Origin of the sequence: Bradyrhizobium ganzhouense, from assembly GCF_049949285.1 — a bacterium.
GTDB lineage: Bacteria > Pseudomonadota > Alphaproteobacteria > Rhizobiales > Xanthobacteraceae > Bradyrhizobium > Bradyrhizobium ganzhouense.
This window is the reverse complement of record NZ_CP181318.1, coordinates 2,609,601-2,630,960: the sequence shown is the minus strand read 5'-3', so window position 1 is coordinate 2,630,960 and position 21,360 is coordinate 2,609,601. Positions and strand designations below refer to the sequence as shown.

Genomic DNA, 21,360 nt, shown 5'->3' with positions numbered 1-21,360 from the left:
CCGGCGCTGGTGCGCCGGCGCCACTGAGAGGTCAGAGGAAAGCGCCGTGACCGGTGATGGCCTTGCCGACGATCAGATTCTGCATCTGATACGTGCCTTCGTAGGAGTAGAGCGCCTCGGCATCGGCGAAGAAGCGCGCGACGTTGTAGTCGGCGACGATGCCATTGCCGCCCAGCACCTCGCGGCCCCAGGAGACTGTCTCGCGCGATTTCGAGGTGCAGAATGCCTTCGCTAGCGCAGCGTGATGATCGCCGAGCTTGCCTTCGTCATCGAGCGTCGCCAGGCGGAGCATCAGGCACTGGCACGCGGTCAGATTGCCCAGCATCTTGGCGAGCAGATCCTGGATCAGCTGGAACGAGGCGATCGGCTTGCCGAATTGCAGTCGCTCCTGGGCGTATTTGAGGGTGGCCTCGTATGCGCCCATCTGGATGCCGGTCGACGCCCAGCCCACCATGTACCGCGTCATCCGCAGCACGCGCGCGGTGTCGCGGAAGGAGTTGCCGCCCTGGAGGCGGTTCGCCTCGGGCACCCGCACGTCCTGCAGCGTGATCTGGCCGTTCTGGACCACCTTGAGCGCGATCTTGTGCTCGATCTTCTCGACGCTGAAGCCGGGCGTGGTCTTGTTCTCGACGATGAAGCCCTTGACCTGATTGTCGGCGAGGTCGCGTGCCCAGATGATGGAAATGTCGCACCACGGCGCGTTGCCGATCCACCGCTTCTGCCCGTTGAGAATCCAGGTGTCGCCTTCACGCTTGGCCGTCGTGGTCAGACCGCCGCTCGTTCCGGAACCGACCAGCGGCTCGGTGAGGCCGAAGCAGCCGATCTTTTCCCAGCGCGCCATCGCCGGCAGCCATTTCTGCTTCTGCTCCTCGGAGCCGTCGAGATAGATCGAGCCCATGGCAAGGCCGCTGTGCACGCCGAAGAACGTGCAGAACGAAGCATCGGTGCGCGCCAGCTCCATCGCGACAAAGCCGAACAGCTTCTGGCTCCCACCCGCGCAGCCATAACCCTCGAAGCCGAGCCCGCCGAGGCCGAGCTCCTTGAACGACGGCAGCAGCTCGAACGGAAACGCATCATCGGACCAGTATTTGTTGATGACCGGCTGGACCTTGGTCTCCATATAGGTCCGCACCTTCTTGACGAGCGCTCTCTCGTCGGCGGTGAGAAGGTCGACCAGCTGATAGAAGTCGCCATTGGGTGCAGGCGCCGGCTTCGGCGCGGCGGTCTTGCTTGCTGGAGTTGCGGTGGGCATTTGCGATTTCTCCTCGCTGCGGCTCGGAAGCCTAAAAGTGAAGGACGGTTGAGACTGTGATCGATCGGCGCGCTGATTTCGTCAGCCCGGCTTGACCGCTTTCTTGCGCAGCTCGATCAGGCCGAGCAGAACTTCGTCGCGCTCCGCCTCCAATTGCTCGATGGTGCGCGAGCCGGCTTCGGCATGGACGCTGTCGATCAGCTTCTTTTGCACCTCCGGCGTCAGCACCGGCGCGCCGAGCGTCTTCCACCAGGCCGTCATCGGGCCGGTGAACTGCTGGAAGAAGTGCTCGATGCCGCCCGGACCGCCGCCGAGATGGTTGAGCATCAGGCTGCCCATGACGCCCCAGCGCAGGCCCGGACCCCAGCTCAGAGCGGTGTCGACGTCGGCGGCGCTCACCACACCTTCGGCGACGAGGTAATAGACCTCGCGGCTCAGCGCGGCCTGGAGACGGTTGGCGACATGCCCCGGCATTTCCTTGTTCAGGCGCACCGTCCGTTGCCCGATCGACGTGTAGAATTCCGCGGCGCGCCGGATCGTGGCTTCCGAGGTCTTTGCCCCGCCGACGATCTCCGTCAGCGGAATCAGGTGGGGCGGATTGAACGGATGAGCGATGACGCAGCGCTCGGGATGGGATGCGGCCCCCTTCTGGATTTCGCTCATGGTGAGCCCCGACGAGCTCGATGCGATGATCACGTCGGGCGGCAACAGCTCGTCGAGCTGGCCATAGAGCTTCTGCTTGAATTCGATCCGCTCGGGCCCGTTTTCCTGGACGAGGTCGGCGCCGGCGAGCGCCTGCGCGATGTCGGGCGTGAAGGTGAGGTTCGACTGCGACGCTCCGGGCGACAGGCCCAATCGCTCGAGCGACGGCCAGGCCGTCTCGACGAACTTCCTCAACGCCGCTTCTGCGTTCGGCGCGATATCGGTCGCGACGACCTGAAGTCCCTTGGCGAGAAATAGCGAGCTCCAGCTCGCACCGATCACGCCGGTGCCGATGATGGCAATGCGGCGAATGGGCTTGGTGTCGGTCATGTCAATTCTCTCCAATGCGTCGGTTAGACTTCGGCATAGGCAATGCCGGTGAGATTGCCCTGGGCGTACAGGAAGTTGCGTTCGCCGGATCCATCGAGCCGCGCGGAGTAGATCGAGCCGGCGAAGTCGGTCACGAACATGCGATCGTTCGGGACATCGAGCGCGATACCGATCCCCTCCATGAGATGGGTCACGACGATCTCCGGCTCGGCGGGCTTGTTGTCGATCGACGCCCGGTTCACCGTGTTGCCACGCGGAGGATCGCCGCGGTCGGTCCAGTATAGAATCCGGTTCTTGTGGTCGATCTCCAGGTCGATCGGCTCCGGCAGACCGTCGTAGAAGATCTCGATGTCGGTTCTTGTGGCTGCGGTCTGGCCGGCGGGTATTTCGACGTTGGCGCGGAAGATGCGGCCGAGCCCGGCATTGTCGGGGCCCTTCTGCGTCCAGTAGATGCGTCCGAATTTCGGATCGATCGCCAGCCCGACGCACCATGTCGTCTGGTCCTTGCTATCGGCATCGCCGTGCCCGGACTCGATCAGCGTCTCCAGCTGCGAGCCGTCGAGATTGCAGCGCATGAGGCGCATGCCCTCGCGATCGCACCAGTAGAGCTTGCCGCCCTTCTTATCGAGAATGATCTGCTTCGGCGTATGGGTCGCCCCTTGCGGCACAATGACCTTGCGGTTCTTGCCGTCGATGTCGGCGCGCTCGACCGACCCGTCATTGAGGTTCGGGATGCCCATATTGGTCCAGTAGATATGATCCGCCTCGACGTCCACGACGATGCCGTCCGGAAGGTGGCAGCCGGTCACGATGGTCGTGCGTTCGGAGCCGTCGGTGTTCATGGCGTGAATGCAGCCTGCATTCAGCTCTAGAACGAACAGGCGAGGAACTGTGGAGCTTGAAGATTTTGTGACGGCGTTTGGCATGTCGCACCCGCATTCTGGCCCGACCGCAAAACCGGATCAGGTGGTACGACTATGACGCGATCGCCGATGTGTATCTTGGACAGGAATGCCATCGATGGAACGGGTCTGCTGCTCGGTGCCTTGCAAGCCTTCCGCGCACAGGCGGCTCGACCTGCAGTGATTTCGTAAACGATTGTCGAATGTCGGCAGGAGCATCCGGGCGACGAGCGATGCGTGAGCAGCAGCTTTCAACAAATAGGGTGCCAAACGTCCAAGCGCGGGGCAATGGACAGGCCACATGGTCGGCATTGCTGCGCACAAAGATCGGCGCATCGCGATTGAACAAAGCCTGCAACCAAATATAGTGGATGGCCATCCGGCCATGAGAAAGGGAGTCAGGCATGGACGTGCCGAGCTCTGACAAGGACATTCGAAGCACGCCCGACGCGCCGGGTGACGGACAGGCGAAAGCCGCGCGCAACCCGACACGCACGCCCTCCATCATCGTCGGTGTGGTTGCGGCTGCGGTCGTCGGGCTTTCCGTCTTCTATCTGTTGCGGCCGCAACCCTTGCTGGTCCAAGGCGAGGTCGATGCAACGCGGCTCGATATCGCGGCGCGCGTGGACGGACGGGTCGGCAAGATTCCCGTCGAGCGCGGCCAGAATGTTGCTGCGGGCGCGGTGCTCGTCCAGATCGACAATCCCGAGACACTGGCCAAGCATGAGCAGATGAAGGCGGCCAAGGCGGTTGCGGACGCCCAGCTTGCCAACGTTCTGGTCGGAACGCGGGCGGAGGTGATCGCGGCACGGAAAGCGGAAATGGAGCGGGCGCAGGCAGCGCTGGTGCTGGCGCAGAAGACGTACGACCGCACACATACCTTGACCGATCAGGGCAACGCGCCGCAGGCCCGCCTCGACCAGGCGACCGATTCGCTGCATGAGAGCGAGCGCGCGGTCGATCAGGCCAAATCGGCCTATGAGCAGGCGGTCAACGGCTACACCAAGGAAGAGCGGGCCATCGCCGCGACCAGCGTCGAAAAGGCCAGTGCCGACATCCAGAGCGTCCAGTCGACCATCGATCAGCTCGTGGTCTATGCACCCATCGCCTCGCAGGTCTATCAGCGCAATGTGGAACCAGGCGAATACGTGTCGCCCGGCGTCCCGCTCGTCACCTTGATCGATCTGGCCGACCTCTGGGTGCATTTCGATCTGCGCGAGGATCTCGTCAAAGGCCTGAAGGTCGGCGATCGCTTCGATGTCCGCATTCCGGCGTTGGGCGACCGCTCCGTCACGGTCGAGGTCAAGCTGATCGCCACCAAGGGTGAATATGCGAGCTGGCGGGCGACACGCGCGACCGGCGATTTCGACCTGCGGACGTTTTCGATCCGCGCCTATCCGGTACAGCCGGTGCCCGAGCTGCGACCGGGAATGAGCGCCTATCTCGACTGGAAGTCGCGGCCATGAGGCCGGCACCAAAGCCCGGATTTCTGCTGGTCGCGCGACGCGAGTGCCGTTGGCTGCTTCACGATCGCGTGGCGCTGCTCCTGATCTTCGGCGTGCCTCTGTTTGCGTTCGTGGTGCTCACCACGGTCTTCAGCCAGCCGGTCATCCGCGGGCTCGGCGTGACTGTCGTCGACGAGGACAAGTCGGACACCTCGCGTGCGCTGGTGGAATACGTCGCGGCCTCGCCGAGCCTGAACATCGTCGACCGGTCCGGGACATTGTCCACGGCGGTGCAGGACATACGGTCGGGCAGAGCGATCTCGGCGATCCATATCCCGCCGGATTTCGAGCGCGACCTGGAAGCGCAGCGCCGCCCGCAAGTCGTCGGCTTCTATAACCAGCAGTTCCTGACGGCGTCGGGCATCGCCTCCTCGGGTCTGAGCGATGCGCTGTCCGCCGCGGCGGCCGTGGCCGCTCCCGCCAGGCGCGCCGCGCCCGCGGCGGCTTCGATCGGGACGCTGTCGGCCGAGACCATCGCACTGGTCAATCCACAGAAGAACTACGCGCAGTTCCTGCTGCGCGCGCTGCTGCCGACCATCATCCATGTGGTGATCACGCTCGCTGCTGGCTATTCGGTCGGCTCCGAATTCCGCCGCCGCGACGCGCGGGCCTGGCTCGCGAGCGCCGGAGGCGATCCGGTGGCAGCGCTTGCGGGCAAGCTTGCGCCGCTGTTTTGCATCTTCCTCGTGATCATGCTGGCCGAGCCGCTGGTGCTCGAGGGCGTGCTTGAAGTCCCCTTCAAGGGCGACCTGCCGCTGATGATCGCCGCCGGCTCGCTGCTGATCATTGCCTATCTGTCGCTGGGCGCCCTGCTCCAACTGCTGGTCCGCGACCTCGCGACCGGGCTCGGACTTGCGGGCCTGTTTGCCTCGCCCGCGTTCGGCTATGCCGGCGTCGGCTTTCCCACCGTCGGCATGAACGCGTTTGCGCATGTGTGGAGCGCGATCCTGCCGCTGCGCTGGTACATGGCCGTCCTGCTCGGACAGGCGGCGCGCGGATTGCCGGTGACGGAATCCGCAGTCCCCTTTGCTGCGCTCGCGGGCCTCGCGCTGCTGTTTTCCGGTCTGGCCTGGCTGCGCATGGCGAACCTGACGCGCAGCGGCTGGTTCGAGACGGCGCGCGCCGAAGAGCCCTCCGCAATCCAACCAACGCCGCGCGGCCTCGGCGGCGCCTTCATGGCGGAGTGGCGGCGCGTGCTGGGAACGCGGAGCGCCTTCAGCGTGCTGTTCCTGGCGCCGCTGGTTTACGGCATCTATTACCCGCAGCCCTATCTGAACCAGATCCTGCGCAAGCTCCCCATCGCGGTCGTCGACAATGATCTCAGCGATCTCAGCCGCCGGATGGTCGAGATGCTGGATGCGAGCGGCGCATTGAGCGTCGCGGTTCGCGCCCGCACGCTTGCCGAGGCGCACACTGCGATCGATCGCGGAGAGGCCTTTGCCGCCGTCGACATCCCGGCAGGCACCGAGCGCGACGTCCTCAAGGGCATCACCGCGCACATCCCGGTCTATGCAGACGCCACCTACCTTTTCGTCTTCAGGTCGACCGCAAGCGGCGTGGCCGCCGCCCTCGGCGCCCTGACCTCGGAGCTGGTGTCGCGCGGCGGACGCTCGGATGGCAGCCTCGTCAAGGCGAAGCTGGCAAGCTCGAGCCCGGCCGACGTTCTGCTGCAACCGATCTTCAACCCGGTGGGCGGTTATGCGAGCTACGTCGTTCCGGCGGCGTTCGTGCTGATCCTCCAGCAAACCCTGCTCATCGGCGCCGCGATGCTGACCGGCTCGGCGCTGGCGGGCGCCGGCGGCGCGTTCACCGGAGTGCTCGGCCGCGGCGTCGCCCATCTGACCATCTACCTGCCGGCGGTCGCGCTCTATCTCATCGTGCTGCCGCGGATCTACGGCTTCTCCACGCTCGGCCATCTGCCGCAGATCTTCGCGCTCGCGACCATCTTCCTGCTGGCGACGAGTTTTATGGGACAGGCGGTCGGAGCCTGGTTCACGCGGCCAGAGAATGCGACCATCCTGCTGCTGGCGACCAGCCTGCCGCAGTTCTTCATGGCCGGCTTTGCATGGCCGCGTGAAGCGATTCCCGATATAGCCCTTGCGTTCGGCCGCATTTTCCCCGCCGACTCCGCGATCGACGGCCTCGTCCGCATCAACCAGCTCGGCGCCGGCATCTGGGAGGTCGCGCATGACTGGCTCGGTCTCTGGTGCCTGGCGCTGGTCTATTTCGCACTCGCGGTGATCTCGGCATTCGTCGTCAAGAGAGGACAGCGACATGCGCAAGGCTAGGCTTGCGGCCATGGTGGCGATCCCGCTCGCGCTCGTCGCGGGCGTGATCTATTCCGTCCGTCGTTCCGGATCCCCGCCTGCACTCCTCGGTGTCGTGCGCACGACCGAGGTGAGGGTGGAGCCGGAGGTGACCGGACAACTCCAGTCGATTGCGGTCGAAAAGGGCGCCACCGTGCGCGCGGGCGATATTCTGGCGCGTCTCTCTGCTGTGGAGCTGACGGCCCAGGCGGACCAGGCGCGCGCTGCACTGGCGTCGGCAACCGCCAACCGCAACAACGTCTATGCCGGCGTCCGCCGCGAGCAGGTCGACTCGCTGAAAGCTGCGATCGCCAAGGCCAGCGCCCGCCTCGACTATGTGCAGGCCCAGCTTACCAGGACCAGCACGCTGGCGCGCCAGAGCTTCGAATCCCAGCAGGCACTCGACCAGGCCGAGAACGACGTTGCAAGCGCGCGGGCCGACGTGGCGGAAGCCCAGGCCAACTACGATGCGGCCGTGGTGGGACCAACCCGGGAAGAGCGTGCGATCGCCGACACGCAGGTGCAGGCCGCGGCTGCCGCTGTCACCGTGCTCGAACGTCGTCTCGAGAAGATGCTCCTGCGCGCGCCGGCTGACGGCGTCGTCAGCGTCATCGCCGCGGAGATCGGCGAGAACGTGCGCGCGGGCCAGCCGATCCTGATGATCGAAGCGGCCGGCAAGCAATGGCTCTCGTTCAACGTGCGCGAGGATCATCTCGGCAATCTCGCGATGGGAAACACGGTGAGCGTGACGCGGAATGGTCCCGATGGCGCCGGCAAGGCCGTCGTCACCGAGCTGCGACCGCTAGGCGTGTTCGCAACCTGGCAGGCCGAACGCGTCATCGGCGATCACGACCGCAACACGCTGCGCCTGCGCCTCGATCCGGAGCAAGCGACGGAAAGTCTCGAGCCGGGCATGACTGTCTGGATCGACCGCTAATTCCTGGTGCATTGAGCTCGCGGAACTAAAATATTCCGACCATCCGCAACGAGCGCAATCTCTGAAAAAATCGCTCCGACGCAAGCTGCCGATATTCTTCCGGTCGATCCCGCCGCCAAAATGAAATCCCAGCAGTTCCTCGGGGCGTTTCATCAGCTTGGTTGCACATGAGTGCTTGCGCGATGGGATCGTGACCCAAATGGCCTAGACAGCATGGCTCGGTGAGCGCGCTCATAGAACCCGGTCCGCAAAGCGGACGCGTCCCGTGTTTCGCGAAAATGACCGGACTGGCTTGCTTGATGCAAGCGCGCAGAATCTTCTTTACGTCAAAACAATTCGTGCAAATCATCTCAAATAAGCACCTTGATGACGACAGCATTGATAATGTCGAAAAAAAGGCTGAGACTAAAAGATGCGGGAGCGATCGACCCGACCGTTGTCAGCTATCGGACACATTCTATTCGCACATTTTCCGCTTAATCCGGCATGAGCGTTGCAATCCAAAGCGCTCGTGATTGTATGGCAAAGTCTCACGGAGATAGTGCAATCTCGCACGGGGCACGTGCAAATCGTCATCAGTTGTGTTCGATATCCGACCGTGCTGCAGATTATGAATTTGATTGCGAGGCAACGCCGACCGTCTTTTGGACCACGACGACTAACGAGAAAAAAAGAGAGACCACTTTCGTCAGATGGGATTGCGATGTTGCGAGCCCCTAACACAGGGAGAACGTGTCTTGAGGCAACATCTCGCCAGAGTAGCTCCATCCATTCGGACCGATTTCCAAAAACGTCCCGCAATCGATTCCGAACAAGGCGACGACCAGAGGTATTGGACGGTTACTACAGATTATCTGTTTGCCGTGCGCGTATTGCGCGGAAGAACATTCCTGTACGAGACAATAAACCCCGCGATGAGAGCTGTCCTTGGCGCTTCGTCGAACGGCATCAGCGGGACGCCCGTATCCGACTGTCTCGGCACGGAAGACGCTCGATCCATCTATAAAGCCTTTCGTGCCTGCCTCGGCGAAGGCGGTCAGGTTCGCATCAGGCATCGCCTCGCGTTTGGCGGGTCCCTTCGCGATTTCGAGACGATCGCTACTCCGGTTTTCGATCCCGATACCGGCAGCGTCACCAAGTTGCTCGGAAGCCATCGAGACGTGAGCAGCTACTCATCCGGAGGCCTCACTGAATGCGGGCCTGACGTCAATGGACGCGACAACACGAGGCTGGTCCATATTCAGGAGGACATCCAGCAGCGCATAGCATCCGATCTCCACGATTCGACATGTCAGTATCTGATCGCTGCCAGTCTCGGCATGATGAGGGTCCGGACTGCCTTGGGCGACCCCGCCATGGCAGAGCGGCTTTTCGACGAAATCGACACATCCATCGATCTGGCGATCAAGGAAATAAGGGCCTTTGCCTACCTGTTGCATCCCCGCAATCTGGTCGATGGATTGAAGGTTTCGATCGAGCAATATGCCAGGGGATTCAGTGTGCGAACCGCGTTGAAAGTCAAAACCAGAATCTCACCTGAGATCGACAGACTACCTTACAAGGGCCAGCACTCGCTGTTGCGGATCGTTCAGGAGGCTCTCACCAACGTCTTCCGTCATGCCAAAGCGACGGAGGTCGAGATATCAGGCAAGATAGCAGACAACCATTTTGAATTGCGGATTAGCGACAATGGCTGCGGAATCGCCGGCCGGGCGCCAGACGGCACCTCCGCATCGCTCGGCGTTGGAATTCCCGCGATGAGAGCGAGACTTCAGCAGATGGGAGGCAGGCTTGAGATCTGGTCCGCACCGGGACGGCGACTTCCCGGTACCACGTTGTGCGCGATTATCCCGCACCACAGCAAACGACGAAAACTCGACCAGCCAACCGTCGCGACAAGCATCAGAACTCGGCCAAGAACTGAAATAAAGGTCCCGTCACCGAACATGCAGAGCGAGGAAAATCGCGCACCGGGCTCGGCGGCGAAGTAGGCAGACCGGCGCGCAATGAGCTCGAGTTCACACCATGAAGCAGATCCTTATCGCCGACGATCATACGGCTGTCCGATCCGGGCTTCGAGCGGTCCTGGAGCAGCATGCCGACTGGCAAGTCGTTGCTGAAGCGAGCGATGGACGGACCGCGCTGGCTGCAGCGATCAAGATTGAGCCTCATCTCGCCATCGTCGACTTCTCTCTCCCCGGCATGACCGGAATAGAGGTTGCGCGGCGGATCAGGGAGTCGTCACTCCAGACTGAAGTTCTCATTTTCACGGCTTACAACTCCAATTTACTCGCGCGGCAAGCATTTGAAGCGGGGGCCCGGGCATTTCTGGCTAAATCGGATGCGAACAAGTTGCTGTTCGCGGCCGTTGCCTCGCTTTTGGCACACAAGCCGTTCTTCAATGGCAGGCTTTCGAGCAAATTGAACGATGGCCCGGCCGAAGACGGATTTCAGATGCTCTCGCCACGAGAACAACTTGTGGTCAAGCTGGTGGCGGAGGGTTACGGCAACAAGGGCATCAGCTCTATCCTGAATGTCAGCGTGAAAACGACGGAAACGCACCGGGCGGCCGCCATGCGCAAGCTGAATGTCAATTCGGTTGCAGGTCTCGTGCGGTACGCGATCCGGGCTCAACTGATCGACCCTTGATGGCTCGGTCGGCATAAACCGAGCGAGCCGATCTGAGGCACGGCATTGCAATGCCTTACCCGGCATCGTGGATCGTCCTGTTCAGGTCAGGGGCCGGACTCGACGGCCCTCCGACGTGATAGCGACGACGGTCAGAGCTCCAACAAGGACCTCGCCAGCGCTCTTGTCGCAACAGGTTGCGATGGGGCGGATGCTCTTGCGCCTGGCGAACGCAGGCTCAACCGGATTGTGCCGTCTGCAGGGCGTCATGTCCCAGCCGGATAGCCGCTGGCTCAGCCGCCGGCCGAGGCAATGCCGTCTTCGCGCGCATGGCTCAAGCTATTGACGCCATTGGCCTTCTCGGCGATCAAGCGCATGGTCGGCCCGACTGCAGGGCTGGCAACAATCGTGATAGCGATGTCGATTGAAGTGTGCAGGGCAGCACGATAAGGTAGCAAACGAATGTCAGGACAATCTGGTTGAGCTAGTGGCTGTTGGCGATTGGTAGGCGGCACCATTGCATGGACAGGGTCCTGGATATCGATTTCAGAGTCATTGAGGACCAGCTTCGCGGACGCGACTTTGTCCGTAGCAGCGAGATGCTGGGCCCGACCGAAAATATCTTCAAGACCAAAGAGCATGGATATCGCCGCGTTGACGATGCCGCATTCCTCCATGTGATGCATTTTGAGGCGGGTACAACCTTTAGCCTCAAGGTCGCGCGGGCGGACTACGTTTGCATTCAGATTTCGGTTAGCGGAACATTTAACCGCTGGATCAACGATCATGCCGCCCCGGTGAAACCGGCAACGATCGATATCACCAATGTACCCTTGTCCTTCTCGGACACGGCAGCAGGGACCAGGCTGCGTGGCGTTCTGATTGCGTGTAAACGCGAATATCTCGTCGATCATTTCAAACTGAACGTCGATCGCATCCCGGCTGTCTATCGACCAATATTCAATTCTGGAGCTGGCAGTCAGTCAGCCCTGACATTGCCGGCAAGCCACGACGTCATGGTAGCGGCGGACCAGATATTATCGTGGAAGCACCATGGACCATTGAGACATCTCTATTTGAACGCAAAAGCGATAGAGATCATTTGCGGAGTCGTGGCGCAGATCAATGGCTGGGTCCCGCAAACGCGTCGCCCGCCCGCGATCCAGAGCAAGAGAGCGGCGATCGAAGCGGCCGCGACGATCTATCGAAACGAGATATTCAACGCTCCTACGATCGAGCAACTCGCGATGCGCGTCGGCCTGAACCGAAATGATCTCACGGAAGGATTTCGCGAGGCATTTGGCGCGACGCCGCACGCCTATGTTCATTTGCTTCGCATGGAGGAAGCGCGTCTGATGCTGCAGGATGGACAACTGTCGATCAGCGAAGTCGCACGACGGATCGGCTATGAAGGCTATTCCAGTTTCTCGAGGGCTTATAGCTCCCACTTCGGACGTTCTCCATCCATCGATAAGCGCCCTGCTCAACCGGATCTTCTACATCCGGCACCACAGGTCCGAACCAGGCAAAGATAGTCATAACGTCGGCGGCGCGGTCGAAGTGCGCTGCTCGAGCCTGAAGCCGCGCTACTCGCGTCGCGCTTTTTGACTTACCCAGCGACGCGCAAGAGCGCGAACAAAACCGACATCAGGATCACGATCAACCCCGTGGCCAAGACCAACCGGTCTGCAAACAGGCGGCGCATCGGGAATCTCCCTACACAAAGCTGTAGCGTTCAGAATGATACTTCGACATCGGTACGCCCATCTCGCCGAGCGCCTTCTCGATCGCATCCATCATGACGTTTGGGCCACAGATGAAATATTCATGATCGGCATATGGCGGCATCAGATGGCGCTTGAATATCTCTGCGTTGATAAAGCCGGTTTCGCCGGTCCAATCGGCCGGCGGCTTTGAGAGCACATAGACGATTGTCAGGTCGAGCCGCGCTTTCAGCTCTTCGAGTTCTTCCCGAAAGGTAATCGATTCCCAGTCTGGAACACCGTAAAGCAGAACGACGGGACGCTTGTCCTCTCTATCGGCAAGCGTGCGTATCATGCTCATCATTGGTGTTACACCGATGCCGCCGGCGACAAGCACGTGCATGTCCGCCGGATTGCCGATCGTGAATGCTCCGTAGGGGCCATCGAGATACACGCGCTGACCGGCCGGGGCCCTGTGTATACTGCCGGTAAAATCCCCCAGGTTTCTGATCGTCATCTCGACGCACCCATCCGTCACCTCCGCGCTCGAGGAGAATGAAAACGGATGAGCCGTAATTGCGAACGGGCTCTCCCACAGCGTCAACCACCCGAATTGGCCCGGACTGAACCGAAAGCCAGGGTGCCTGTCCGGCTGCATCACCAATGTAACGGTGTCACCGCGTTCCTTGCGGACTTCCGCAACGCGGTACGGCCGACGCAGCATGAAGAGCGGCTTGACGATGCGCACGTAGAACAGCAATCCGATCCAAAAGACCGTCAGGCCGATCCACAATGACCGTTTCCAGGGATCAACGAGGTAGAAGCTCGACCCAACCATGTGCACGATGCCGGCAACAATGGCGGCAACCGCCAGCACGACATGGATCAAATGCCATTTCTCGTACGAGATCTTCAAGGCGACACGCCAAAGGGCCGTCACGACCAGCGCGATCACCGAGGCAATCGACACGAGAGCGAAGTGAGCGGTCAACGGCGCTTCGAGCATATTGGACGGCGCAAGCAACTGCGGCTGAACCGCGACGAGAATGATCGGATGCGCGACGACAAGCCCCGCTGCGATGAGCGATATCTGACGATGAAAATGGTAGATGACGTCTTCACCCCACGGCTCGGTCACGTAGCGGAAGCGTGCGGTGAGGCCAAACTGCAGACCCATCATCGCAAGGCCGGAATAACCGAAGGCGACCGAGAGCTCCGTCCAAAAATCGCGCGACGGGGGATGCGAGCCCGCCAGAAGCGCGAACAAGGGAGCGAGAATGAATAGCAGGTAGACAAGGAGCCACGCGGCGCCGCGCAGACCGTAGAGAAGCTGCATGAATCCATTCCCTTCGACGCGATCGCGCTGCGGACTCTACCATCACGGCCAACCTATACCCCCTCGGGAACAACAGCCGATCGTTCAAGGATAACTACTGATTTTCGGATCGGACCTTCGCCGTTAAGATGTCGGCTCGAACGACTTGAACGATGTGTCCGGTCTCTCGCATTGCGGCATATCCGACTCGCCGACGAGCACTCTGCTTTTCTCTCTCGTTCCGATTTGCTAAGTTTCTCATCTTGAATGGGCGTTGTTCGCTGCAGCGAGTCCTCATTCCCCGGGGTGCCATGCCGGACTCCATGATCGCCTATTGTGGCCCCGCCGCACTTCCGGACGACCTCTGGACGCGCTGGAACCTGGATCCGTTGCTAATTGCTATGCTTGTTGCCCTGGCGATCGTGGTCGGCCGCGGTCGATCTTCCGACGCCCGAGCTGGTTTCAGCGCGATCGGACTGATGCTGCTCATCTTTGTCTCGCCGCTTTGCGCGATGTCGTCGGCGCTATTCTCCGTCCGGGTCCTGCACCATGTTCTGCTGATCGCCGCGGTAGCGCCGCTTCTGGCTCTGGCTTTTCCGCAACGGCGAGCGGGCTCGTTGCCAATCGTCGTGCTCGTCGTTGCACACGCAGTCATCCTCTGGCTCTGGCACACGCCGGGACTCTATACTTGGGGCCTTGCCAGCGTGCCGGCCTACTGGCTGATGCAGATTACGCTTCTCGGAAGTGCCTGGTTATTGTGGCGAGCGATCCTGGTGCCGTCGCCATCCGGCCCAGCGCTCGTTGCGTTGGTAGCGACCATCGGACAGATGGGTCTTCTCGGTGCGCTGATCGTTTTCGCGCCCAGACCGCTCTATCTCGTACATCTGGCGAGCACGGCAAGTTGGGGGCTGGCGCCGCTTGCGGATCAGCAACTGGCCGGACTCCTGATGTGGGTACCCGCGATGCTGCCTTATCTGGGTGTAGGAGTCTGGATTGCGTGGTCCAGCTTGAGATCGAGCGAACCGGCCCTGTGACAACTTTCCTGAAATTCGTGCATCTAGGTGCGATCGCGCTCTGGTCAGGCGGCTTGATCGCACTGCCTTTTCTGTTTTGGCAACGCCGGACGCTCGAGGCAGGCCTGGATCTCGACCGGCTACACCGCGTCACGCGGCTGGTCTATGTCGAGCTGGCCTCCCCTGCGGCATTTGTCGCCATCGGCAGCGGAACGGCACTGATCTTCCTGCAGGCCACCTTCGCGGAATGGTTTTCGCTGAAGATGGTGCTGGTGGGAATCATGGCGATGCTGCACGTCGTCGCCGGCCTGATCCTCATGCAGTTGTTCTTGCCCCAGGGACAGTTCACCAGGCTTTCCTACCTGTCACTCATGAGCGCTTACATTGCGCTGATCGCCGCAATTCTCTGGATCGTGCTGGCCAAGCCGCACATTGATTCCAACCAGATCGCCGCGCACCTGTTCGAGCCTGGCGGACTCGGGCGTTGGGCGCATCAATTCTTCGGCGAGACCAGAATGCCGACGCCATGATCAAACACGAGCTTGCCCCCGTGCCAGCCGGCAAAGCCGACCATGATCGATGCAAGAGCCGAGAGAGCAAGGCCATGCGGCAAGATCGATTGAGTATCGACGAGACGCAGCCCCCAATTGGCTCCGGCGATCGCAACGAGCGTCATTGCCGCCACGGCATGGGACCAGCTTGCTTCAAGAAGCCGGATACCGCGCACCAGCAACAATTCTCCGGTGCCGACGATGCTGGCGGCCACGCCGCTCCAGAAAGCCATGCCCGTCGACCAAAGGCCGACGCGCACCCAGAAGGCATCTCCCGACCACCAATAGAAGACGTCGACACCGAGCGTCGCGATCACGAATGCGACCGGGAAATGCACCATCATGACGTGGATCGGGTGCCCGACCAATGCCACCGCAGATCCAACATCCAGTCGAAGCAAATCCAGCATGACCGCGCTGTGAGGCTGGCTCGTGAGATCGTCTCGTTCTGCCATCGTTCGCTTCCTTCACGGTGGAAACAACATCGTTCGATCCCGCATCGTAGTCCAATGCAGCTGTCTGTCCAACTCGGAATGCTTCCGGGCCCGCTATCGACGCTAGATCCCTCGGGACCCGCTGGCGCTTCGATCGCCACGCTCTGGTGGGTGATGCTGACCGGCGCAAGCGTTCTCTTTGCGCTGGTGATGACGCTATTTCTGCTCGTGATCTCGCGTCCAGGCTGGGGCGCGAGTGTATCGCCAGGACGCTGGTTGGTGCTCGGCGGGTTGGTTCTGCCGGGTGTCGTGCTGATACCGCTTGTCGCCTATGCGTTGATCGCCGGCGAGAGTCTTCTGCCACTCCCGGGACGCGCGCCGCCACGGATAGAAGCCGTAGCGCGCCAGTGGACCTGGACGTTCCACTATCCCGATCATGGCGGAGTGGAGACGCGGAACGTCTTGCACATGCCCGCCGGCACGCCAATCGACATCCTGGTTTCCAGCCAGGACGTCATCCATGCCTTCTGGATTCCCCGCTTTGCCGGCAAAATCGACGCGGTGCCGGGGCACGCGAACCGCCTGCGCATTCAGGCCGATCAACCCGGCCGGTACGCCGGGCAATGCAACGAATTTTGCGGCCTCGGTCACGCAGGGATGCGCTTCGATGTCATCGTCGACCGCCCGGAGGAGTTCGCCGCAGCACTTGCGCGGGCGGCCGCTGCAGAAGGGGCCGAGAAGAAATGAGTAAACCCATCGACCCCATGTCGCAGGGCACACCGGCATTGCGGCTGCATCGCCAGCTCTCCGCGATCTGGGCCACCGGGCCTGGGCTTCGACGCCTTGCTGCCGTCAACCATTCCGTCATCGGCATGCGCATGATGATCACGTCTTTCGTGTTCTTTGCCATCGCCGGCGTGCTCGGCATGCTGACACGGGTTCAACTTGCGACTCCCAACTCCACCTTCATGGCCCCGGACACCTACAACCAGGTTTTCACCATGCATGGGTCTATGATGTTGTTCCTGTTCGCCATTCCGATGGTGGAGAGCTTTGCAGTTTATCTGACGCCGAAGATTCTCGGCACCCGAGACTTCGCCTTCCCGCGGCTGACTGCCTATGGCTACTGGTGTTACCTGTTCGGGGGCACGATCCTGACGGTCGCGTTGGTCGCCGGAGTCGCCCCCAATAGCGGCTGGTTCATGTACACGCCGCTGAGTTCGAACGTCTTTACGCCCGGCATTAATTCGGACGTATGGTTGCTTGGCGTAACCTTCGTTGAGATCTCCGCGCTGTCGCTTGCGATGGAAATCGTGGTCTCGATCTTGAAGATGCGCGCGCCCGGCATGTCGCTCGACCGGATGCCGATTTTCGCCTGGTACATCCTGGTGACAGCGATGATGATGATCGTCGCCTTTCCGCCACTGATCCTCGGCTCGATCCTGCTCGAGGTGGAACGCGCCTTCGGTCTGCCGTTCTTCGACCCGACGCGTGGTGGGGATGCGTTGCTGTGGCAACATCTGTTCTGGCTGTTCGGCCACCCCGATGTCTACATCATATTCCTGCCGATGGCCGGTGTGCTGTCGACGATCATTCCTGTCTTTGCGAACCGGCCGCTGGTCGGCTATCGGGCGATCGTCGTTGCCATCATCGCGCTCGCCTTCCTGAGCTTTGGCATTTGGGTGCACCACATGTTTACCGTGGGCATTCCGCACCTCGCGCTCGCCTTCTTCTCCGCGGGTTCAGCGATCGTCGCGGTGCCGACCGCGGTGCAGGTCTTCGCCTGGCTTGCTACATTGGCGCACGGTCGGCCGCGCTGGGACGTGCCGATGCTCTATGTGTTCGGCTTCTTCTTCATCTTCGTGATGGGCGGCCTGACCGGAGTCATGCTCGCCATGGTTCCGTTCGACTGGCAAGCCCATGATACTTATTTCGTCGTCGCTCACATGCACTATGTGGTGGCCGGCGCGCTTGCCTTCCCGATGCTTGCGGCGTTCTACTACTGGATGCCATTGCTGACCGGTCGCACCGCCGTGCATCGGCTTTCGGTACCGGCGTTCTGGCTGGTCTTCATTGGGTTCAACATGACTTTCTTCATGATGCACCTGACCGGGCTCCGCGGCATGCCCCGTCGAATCTATACTTATTCCGGCGATGAAGGCTGGAACTGGCTCAATCTGCTATCTTCGATCGGCGGGTTCGTCATGACGATCGGCTTTGCGCTGGTGGTCATCGACCTGTTTGTCCAACTGCGTTACGGGAAGCGCGCGCGGCGCAACCCCTGGGGCTCGACGACGCTGGAATGGGCGATGCCGATCCCGCCGGCGCCATATGCGTTCGCCTCGATCCCGGATTTTGCAACAGCTCCAACCGATCCGACCGCGCCAGGCGATCCCGCGCTGTCGCTGGCGCGCGGCGAAGGCTATCTCGGCTTCGCGCGCAACGGATGGCAGGAGGCGTTGGGCGTGCATAAGACATCCGGCGTGCCGGACCAATTGATCGTGTTGCCGAGCCCGACCTATCTGCCGCTTTGCACCGCGCTCGTGACGGCCGCTGCGGTTCTGGCCATGCTGTTCAAATTCTATCTGTTGTCGCTTGCCTTTGCGCTCGTGACCGCCGGCCTGTTCGTGTTCGCCGGGCAGAGCGCCGGTCTCGCCCGAGACTACGGTCCGTTACCTGTCGGCCGCGGTGTCAGCGTGCCGCCGCATACCGAGGTGGCCGACGCGCCGTCGTGGCTGGCGTTGATCTGCACGCTGGTCGCCGACGGCACGTTGTTCACATCGCTGCTGTTCGGGACTTTCTATCTTTGGATCTCTGCGCCGAATTGGACCGCGGCGGTCACACCCGAGCCAAGCCGTACACTCGCCATCGGAGCTGTCGCGGCGCTCGCGGTAGCCGCTGCGGCGTCACGTGGATCGTTGCGAGCGGCCACTTCTGGCAGCAGAGCGAGCGGCTGGATTGGTCTTGCCGTGCTGGCACTCCTCGCAGCCATCGCCGCAGCTGTCGGGCAGATTGCCGATATTGTACCTCATCCGCGCGAACATGCGCTCGGCGCAACGGCCGCAGCCCTGATTGGCTATGTCATTTTGCATGCCGGTGTCGGCCTTCTCTTTCTTGTCAGCAACACCCTGCGTCTCGGTGCCGGCTTCATTTCGCCGCGGCGCGTGCTGGATCTGCGGCTGACCCGATTATGGCTGGACTACACGTGCGTTACGGGAGCCATCGCAATGGGGCTCGTCCTCGCACTGCCCGCACTCGTGACGATACTGGGGGCGCGACCGTGAGCGAGCGGCCGATACCACCAAGGCAATTGTGGTGGCTGGCGGCGGGTTTTACCGTCTGGTGCAGTGCGCTGGTTACTCTCTACGCGATACACGGTATCGGCTGCGCGTTTGCCTGGTCGGCGGGCTCGTTGCGGTCATGGCTTGCCGCGGCTTTCCTCGCGCATGTGATCGTACTGGGCTGGATGTGGCGCCAAATTGGCCGCGCAGGCGCTGATTCCAGTTTCGGTCCGACCGGAGCATTTCTACATTGGGCCGTCCTCGGGACACTTATCACCTCGCTCATCGCGACCGTCGTTACTTTCGGTCCAGCGCTGTTGCTCGCCACATGCATCTAACAAGCCTGAATTCGCCTTCATGCGCGTCCGCTGATGTATGGGATGAGGTTCTTCTATATTCATGTCTTCGCATCCAGGACACGTCGCGGGTGGTCTCGTACTGCGGGCATTATATCTTGATGAAGGTGTCGCGCGTAGTAGGATAGAAATCAACCACGGATAGCAGGGGATGTAGATGCCGACTGAAATCAGGATTGAAGGCGACTCGCCATATCTGCTCCCACACGTGGATCATGTCTCGGCGATGGCCCACGGTGAAAACGTAGATTTGATAATGTACGTAGCGCTACCTGGGCATGCGGATTTGGAACAGGTTTATGTGCAACTCAGCCTTCCCGCTGCAGACGATCTCTTGGCTCAGTTAGCTCGGGCCGTCGCCGAAACGAAGAAGCATCGTTCAGAGCCATAGACGCATGCTGGCGTTCCGCCGACATCACGAGACGCGCTGTTGGCAACTTGCGCGGGCGCGGTGAGCAGCCTTTTTTGCAACTTTTCTTGCAACTTTCCTCTCGCCCGGACCTTTGGCTCATCCGCTAGATCACGGCCCGCGTGCAGCAACGGTGAGAACGTGCGTTTTGCAAGCCATTCTGTGATGGCAGGTCTTGCGTCGCCCTGATGACCTGAGCCTCGGATAGGAATGCCCCGTGCGAACGACTAGGGTTTCGCCGGATAGAACGAGGTTCGCAGGGCGCTACCCTTCCATGAGCCATGCTTGGCTAGGACGGTTAGAGGTTAGGGAATTGCGGCTCACTTGATGAGGGCGAGAAATGTTACGAAAACTGATCTGCGCAAGCGCCGTCTGCTTGGCCTATTCGGCTCCGTCCCTCGATGTGGCGCGGGCGCAGGAGCGGTCTGCAGTCACCATCTTCGAGAATGTCCGCATCTTTGACGGGAAGAGCCCATCCCTTTCTGCGCCGTCGAACGTGCTGGTCCGCGGCAACATCATTGAGCGTATTACAACAGACCAGATCCCGGCGGATCGGCGAGCGGATACTCAAATCATTCAGGGGGGCGGCCGCGTCCTGATGCCAGGCCTCAGCGACGTGCACTGGCATGCCATGATGGTGCGGACCACCCCAACTCAACTGCTCACTAGCGATCTGGGCTACAGCACCCTTCTCGCAGGCGCAGAAGCGACCGCTACGCTCATGCGCGGCTTTACGACAATTCGGGACATGGGTGGCCCCTCATTTGCCCTCAAGCGGGCCATCGACGAGGGAGTACTCCCCGGCCCGCGCATCTACCCTTCGGGCGCTGTCATCACGATCACGGGAGGCCACGGCGATTTCCGTGAAATGGCCGATTTGCCCAGGTCTCCCGGTGGCCCCTTCAGCCGTGTCGAAGAACTCGGCGGAAGCATCATTGCGGATAGCCCTGACGAAGTTCGAAAGCGAGCACGGGAACAGCTCATGCAGGGCGCCTCGCAAATCAAGCTGACGGCCGGCGGAGGCGTCGCGTCACCCTTTAGCCCGCTCGACGTGACGACGTTTACCGAAGCCGAGCTGAAAGCGGCGGTCGAAGCGGCCTCAAATTGGGGCACCTACGTGGCCACCCATGCCTACACGTCGGCCTCGATTCAGCGCTCGATAGCTGCAGGCGTGAAGGTCATCGAGCACGGCCACTTGATGGATGAAGCTACGGCTCGCCTCATGGCCGAGAAAGGCATCTGGTTGAGCACGCAACCGTTCTTGGACCTGGGCGGCGCTGCCGTGCTTCCGCCAGCGCAACAACAACAAATGATGCAGGTCGTGAACGGCACCAATCAAGTCTACAATTTCGTCAAGAAGTACAAAATCAAGACCGCATTCGGCACCGACATCCTGTTTTCGAAGGCGCTCGCCGAGCATCAGGGTCAGGGCATCGTAGATCTGACGCGATGGTTCACGCCGGCCGAAGCACTGACCATGGCAACCTCGACAAACGGCGAGCTACTCGCCCTCTCGGGACCACGCAATCCCTATCCGGGCAAGTTGGGGGTAATCGAACAGGGAGCGCTGGCGGATGTCTTGCTCGTCGACGGCAATCCGCTGGAGGACATCCGTCTCGTAGCGGACCCCGCGAACAAGTTTGTCGTGATCATGAAAGACGGGGTCATTTACAAGAATATCGTCCCAAAATGATCGCAGGCTGGTGCCGCGTTGGCTCTGGTCCAGAGCCGTAACG

18 protein-coding genes are annotated in these 21,360 nt (G+C 61.3%); 12 read left to right on the top strand and 6 right to left on the bottom strand.

All coding sequences use genetic code 11. The features are described from left to right. Positions 1–31 precede the first annotated feature (31 nt). From ACLFLU_RS12075 to ACLFLU_RS12065, 3 genes are all read right to left on the bottom strand, one after another. Complete coding sequence (locus ACLFLU_RS12075; RefSeq protein ID WP_426412403.1) at positions 32–1,252, bottom strand: acyl-CoA dehydrogenase family protein; 1,221 nt, start codon at positions 1,250–1,252, stop codon at positions 32–34. Positions 1,253–1,333: 81 nt separating this feature from the next. Further along, positions 1,334–2,284 (bottom strand): 3-hydroxyacyl-CoA dehydrogenase NAD-binding domain-containing protein, encoded by a 951-nt coding sequence (locus tag ACLFLU_RS12070; protein ID WP_426412402.1) that lies wholly within the window; start codon positions 2,282–2,284, stop codon positions 1,334–1,336. A gap of 23 nt (positions 2,285–2,307) precedes the next feature. Then, positions 2,308–3,126, bottom strand: a complete 819-nt coding sequence (locus ACLFLU_RS12065) for a 3-hydroxyacyl-CoA dehydrogenase (RefSeq protein WP_426412401.1) — start codon at positions 3,124–3,126, stop codon at positions 2,308–2,310. A gap of 464 nt (positions 3,127–3,590) precedes the next feature. On the opposite strand from ACLFLU_RS12065, the gene ACLFLU_RS12060 reads away from it, so the two are divergent. From ACLFLU_RS12060 to ACLFLU_RS12040, 5 genes are all read left to right on the top strand, one after another. Next, positions 3,591–4,652 carry an HlyD family secretion protein gene (locus ACLFLU_RS12060; RefSeq protein WP_426412400.1) on the top strand — a complete coding sequence of 354 codons (1,062 nt, stop codon included), beginning with the start codon at positions 3,591–3,593 and terminating at the stop codon, positions 4,650–4,652. Next, positions 4,649–6,979 (top strand): ABC transporter permease, encoded by a 2,331-nt coding sequence (locus ACLFLU_RS12055; RefSeq protein WP_426412399.1) that lies wholly within the window; start codon positions 4,649–4,651, stop codon positions 6,977–6,979. Before ACLFLU_RS12060 ends, ACLFLU_RS12055 begins: the two co-directional genes overlap by 4 nt. Next, positions 6,966–7,934 (top strand): HlyD family secretion protein, encoded by a 969-nt coding sequence (locus ACLFLU_RS12050; protein ID WP_426412398.1) that lies wholly within the window; start codon positions 6,966–6,968, stop codon positions 7,932–7,934. Before ACLFLU_RS12055 ends, ACLFLU_RS12050 begins: the two co-directional genes overlap by 14 nt. 737 nt (positions 7,935–8,671) lie before the next feature. Next, on the top strand, positions 8,672–9,925 hold the full coding sequence (locus tag ACLFLU_RS12045) for an ATP-binding protein (RefSeq protein WP_426412397.1): 1,254 nt from the start codon (positions 8,672–8,674) through the stop codon (positions 9,923–9,925). A 34-nt stretch (positions 9,926–9,959) separates the two neighbouring features. Beyond that, on the top strand, positions 9,960–10,583 hold the full coding sequence (locus ACLFLU_RS12040; RefSeq protein ID WP_426412396.1) for a response regulator: 624 nt from the start codon (positions 9,960–9,962) through the stop codon (positions 10,581–10,583). Positions 10,584–10,855: 272 nt separating this feature from the next. Here the strand turns inward: ACLFLU_RS12040 and ACLFLU_RS12035 are convergent, their stop codons facing one another. Continuing rightward, on the bottom strand, positions 10,856–11,203 hold the full coding sequence (locus ACLFLU_RS12035; RefSeq protein ID WP_426412395.1) for a hypothetical protein: 348 nt from the start codon (positions 11,201–11,203) through the stop codon (positions 10,856–10,858). Here ACLFLU_RS12035 and ACLFLU_RS12030 point away from each other — a divergent pair. Next, a complete protein-coding gene (locus ACLFLU_RS12030; RefSeq protein ID WP_426412394.1) occupies positions 11,162–12,097 on the top strand; it encodes a helix-turn-helix transcriptional regulator in 936 nt (311 codons plus the stop codon). The genes ACLFLU_RS12035 and ACLFLU_RS12030 overlap by 42 nt on opposite strands. A gap of 181 nt (positions 12,098–12,278) precedes the next feature. Here the strand turns inward: ACLFLU_RS12030 and ACLFLU_RS12025 are convergent, their stop codons facing one another. Further along, entirely contained in the window at positions 12,279–13,601 is a 1,323-nt protein-coding gene (locus ACLFLU_RS12025) for a ferredoxin reductase family protein (protein ID WP_426412393.1), read from the bottom strand. 290 nt (positions 13,602–13,891) lie between these two features. Here ACLFLU_RS12025 and ACLFLU_RS12020 point away from each other — a divergent pair, with 290 nt between their 5' ends. Both ACLFLU_RS12020 and ACLFLU_RS12015 read left to right on the top strand, forming a co-directional pair. Next, positions 13,892–14,614 (top strand): cytochrome c oxidase assembly protein, encoded by a 723-nt coding sequence (locus tag ACLFLU_RS12020; protein WP_426412392.1) that lies wholly within the window; start codon positions 13,892–13,894, stop codon positions 14,612–14,614. Continuing rightward, the gene (locus ACLFLU_RS12015; RefSeq protein ID WP_426412391.1) at positions 14,578–15,123 is read left to right on the top strand and encodes a CopD family protein; all 546 of its coding nucleotides are present in this window, start codon (positions 14,578–14,580) and stop codon (positions 15,121–15,123) included. The genes ACLFLU_RS12020 and ACLFLU_RS12015 overlap by 37 nt, the downstream gene beginning before the upstream one ends. Here ACLFLU_RS12015 and ACLFLU_RS12010 read toward each other — a convergent pair. Beyond that, positions 15,087–15,554, bottom strand: coding sequence for a DUF2231 domain-containing protein (locus tag ACLFLU_RS12010; RefSeq protein WP_426413972.1), 468 nt, complete (start codon positions 15,552–15,554; stop codon positions 15,087–15,089). The two genes, ACLFLU_RS12015 and ACLFLU_RS12010, sit on opposite strands and share 37 nt — an antisense overlap. A gap of 198 nt (positions 15,555–15,752) precedes the next feature. On the opposite strand from ACLFLU_RS12010, the gene coxB reads away from it, so the two are divergent. The 4 genes from coxB to ACLFLU_RS11990 all read left to right on the top strand — a co-directional run bounded on the left by coxB (position 15,753) and on the right by ACLFLU_RS11990 (position 21,317). Beyond that, positions 15,753–16,325 carry a cytochrome c oxidase subunit II gene (gene coxB / locus ACLFLU_RS12005; protein WP_426412390.1) on the top strand — a complete coding sequence of 191 codons (573 nt, stop codon included), beginning with the start codon at positions 15,753–15,755 and terminating at the stop codon, positions 16,323–16,325. Further along, positions 16,322–18,862, top strand: coding sequence for a cytochrome c oxidase subunit I (gene ctaD, locus ACLFLU_RS12000; RefSeq protein WP_426412389.1), 2,541 nt, complete (start codon positions 16,322–16,324; stop codon positions 18,860–18,862). Before coxB ends, ctaD begins: the two co-directional genes overlap by 4 nt. 510 nt (positions 18,863–19,372) lie before the next feature. Then, complete coding sequence (locus ACLFLU_RS11995; protein WP_426412388.1) at positions 19,373–19,606, top strand: hypothetical protein; 234 nt, start codon at positions 19,373–19,375, stop codon at positions 19,604–19,606. A 358-nt stretch (positions 19,607–19,964) separates the two neighbouring features. After that, complete coding sequence (locus tag ACLFLU_RS11990; RefSeq protein ID WP_426412387.1) at positions 19,965–21,317, top strand: amidohydrolase family protein; 1,353 nt, start codon at positions 19,965–19,967, stop codon at positions 21,315–21,317. Positions 21,318–21,360: the final 43 nt, after the last annotated feature.

Coding starts and splice junctions, on each gene's coding strand:
- ACLFLU_RS12075 (WP_426412403.1), bottom strand. CDS start 1,252: ATGCCCACCGCAACTCCAGCAAGCAAGACCGCCGCGCCGAAGCCGGCG.
- ACLFLU_RS12070 (WP_426412402.1), bottom strand. CDS start 2,284: ATGACCGACACCAAGCCCATTCGCCGCATTGCCATCATCGGCACCGGC.
- ACLFLU_RS12065 (WP_426412401.1), bottom strand. CDS start 3,126: ATGAACACCGACGGCTCCGAACGCACGACCATCGTGACCGGCTGCCAC.
- ACLFLU_RS12060 (WP_426412400.1), top strand. CDS start 3,591: ATGGACGTGCCGAGCTCTGACAAGGACATTCGAAGCACGCCCGACGCG.
- ACLFLU_RS12055 (WP_426412399.1), top strand. CDS start 4,649: ATGAGGCCGGCACCAAAGCCCGGATTTCTGCTGGTCGCGCGACGCGAG.
- ACLFLU_RS12050 (WP_426412398.1), top strand. CDS start 6,966: ATGCGCAAGGCTAGGCTTGCGGCCATGGTGGCGATCCCGCTCGCGCTC.
- ACLFLU_RS12040 (WP_426412396.1), top strand. CDS start 9,960: ATGAAGCAGATCCTTATCGCCGACGATCATACGGCTGTCCGATCCGGG.
- ACLFLU_RS12030 (WP_426412394.1), top strand. CDS start 11,162: ATGCTGGGCCCGACCGAAAATATCTTCAAGACCAAAGAGCATGGATAT.
- ACLFLU_RS12035 (WP_426412395.1), bottom strand. CDS start 11,203: ATGCTCTTTGGTCTTGAAGATATTTTCGGTCGGGCCCAGCATCTCGCT.
- ACLFLU_RS12025 (WP_426412393.1), bottom strand. CDS start 13,601: ATGCAGCTTCTCTACGGTCTGCGCGGCGCCGCGTGGCTCCTTGTCTAC.
- ACLFLU_RS12020 (WP_426412392.1), top strand. CDS start 13,892: ATGCCGGACTCCATGATCGCCTATTGTGGCCCCGCCGCACTTCCGGAC.
- ACLFLU_RS12010 (WP_426413972.1), bottom strand. CDS start 15,554: ATGCTGGATTTGCTTCGACTGGATGTTGGATCTGCGGTGGCATTGGTC.
- coxB (WP_426412390.1), top strand. CDS start 15,753: ATGCTGACCGGCGCAAGCGTTCTCTTTGCGCTGGTGATGACGCTATTT.
- ctaD (WP_426412389.1), top strand. CDS start 16,322: ATGAGTAAACCCATCGACCCCATGTCGCAGGGCACACCGGCATTGCGG.
- ACLFLU_RS11995 (WP_426412388.1), top strand. CDS start 19,373: ATGCCGACTGAAATCAGGATTGAAGGCGACTCGCCATATCTGCTCCCA.
- ACLFLU_RS11990 (WP_426412387.1), top strand. CDS start 19,965: ATGTTACGAAAACTGATCTGCGCAAGCGCCGTCTGCTTGGCCTATTCG.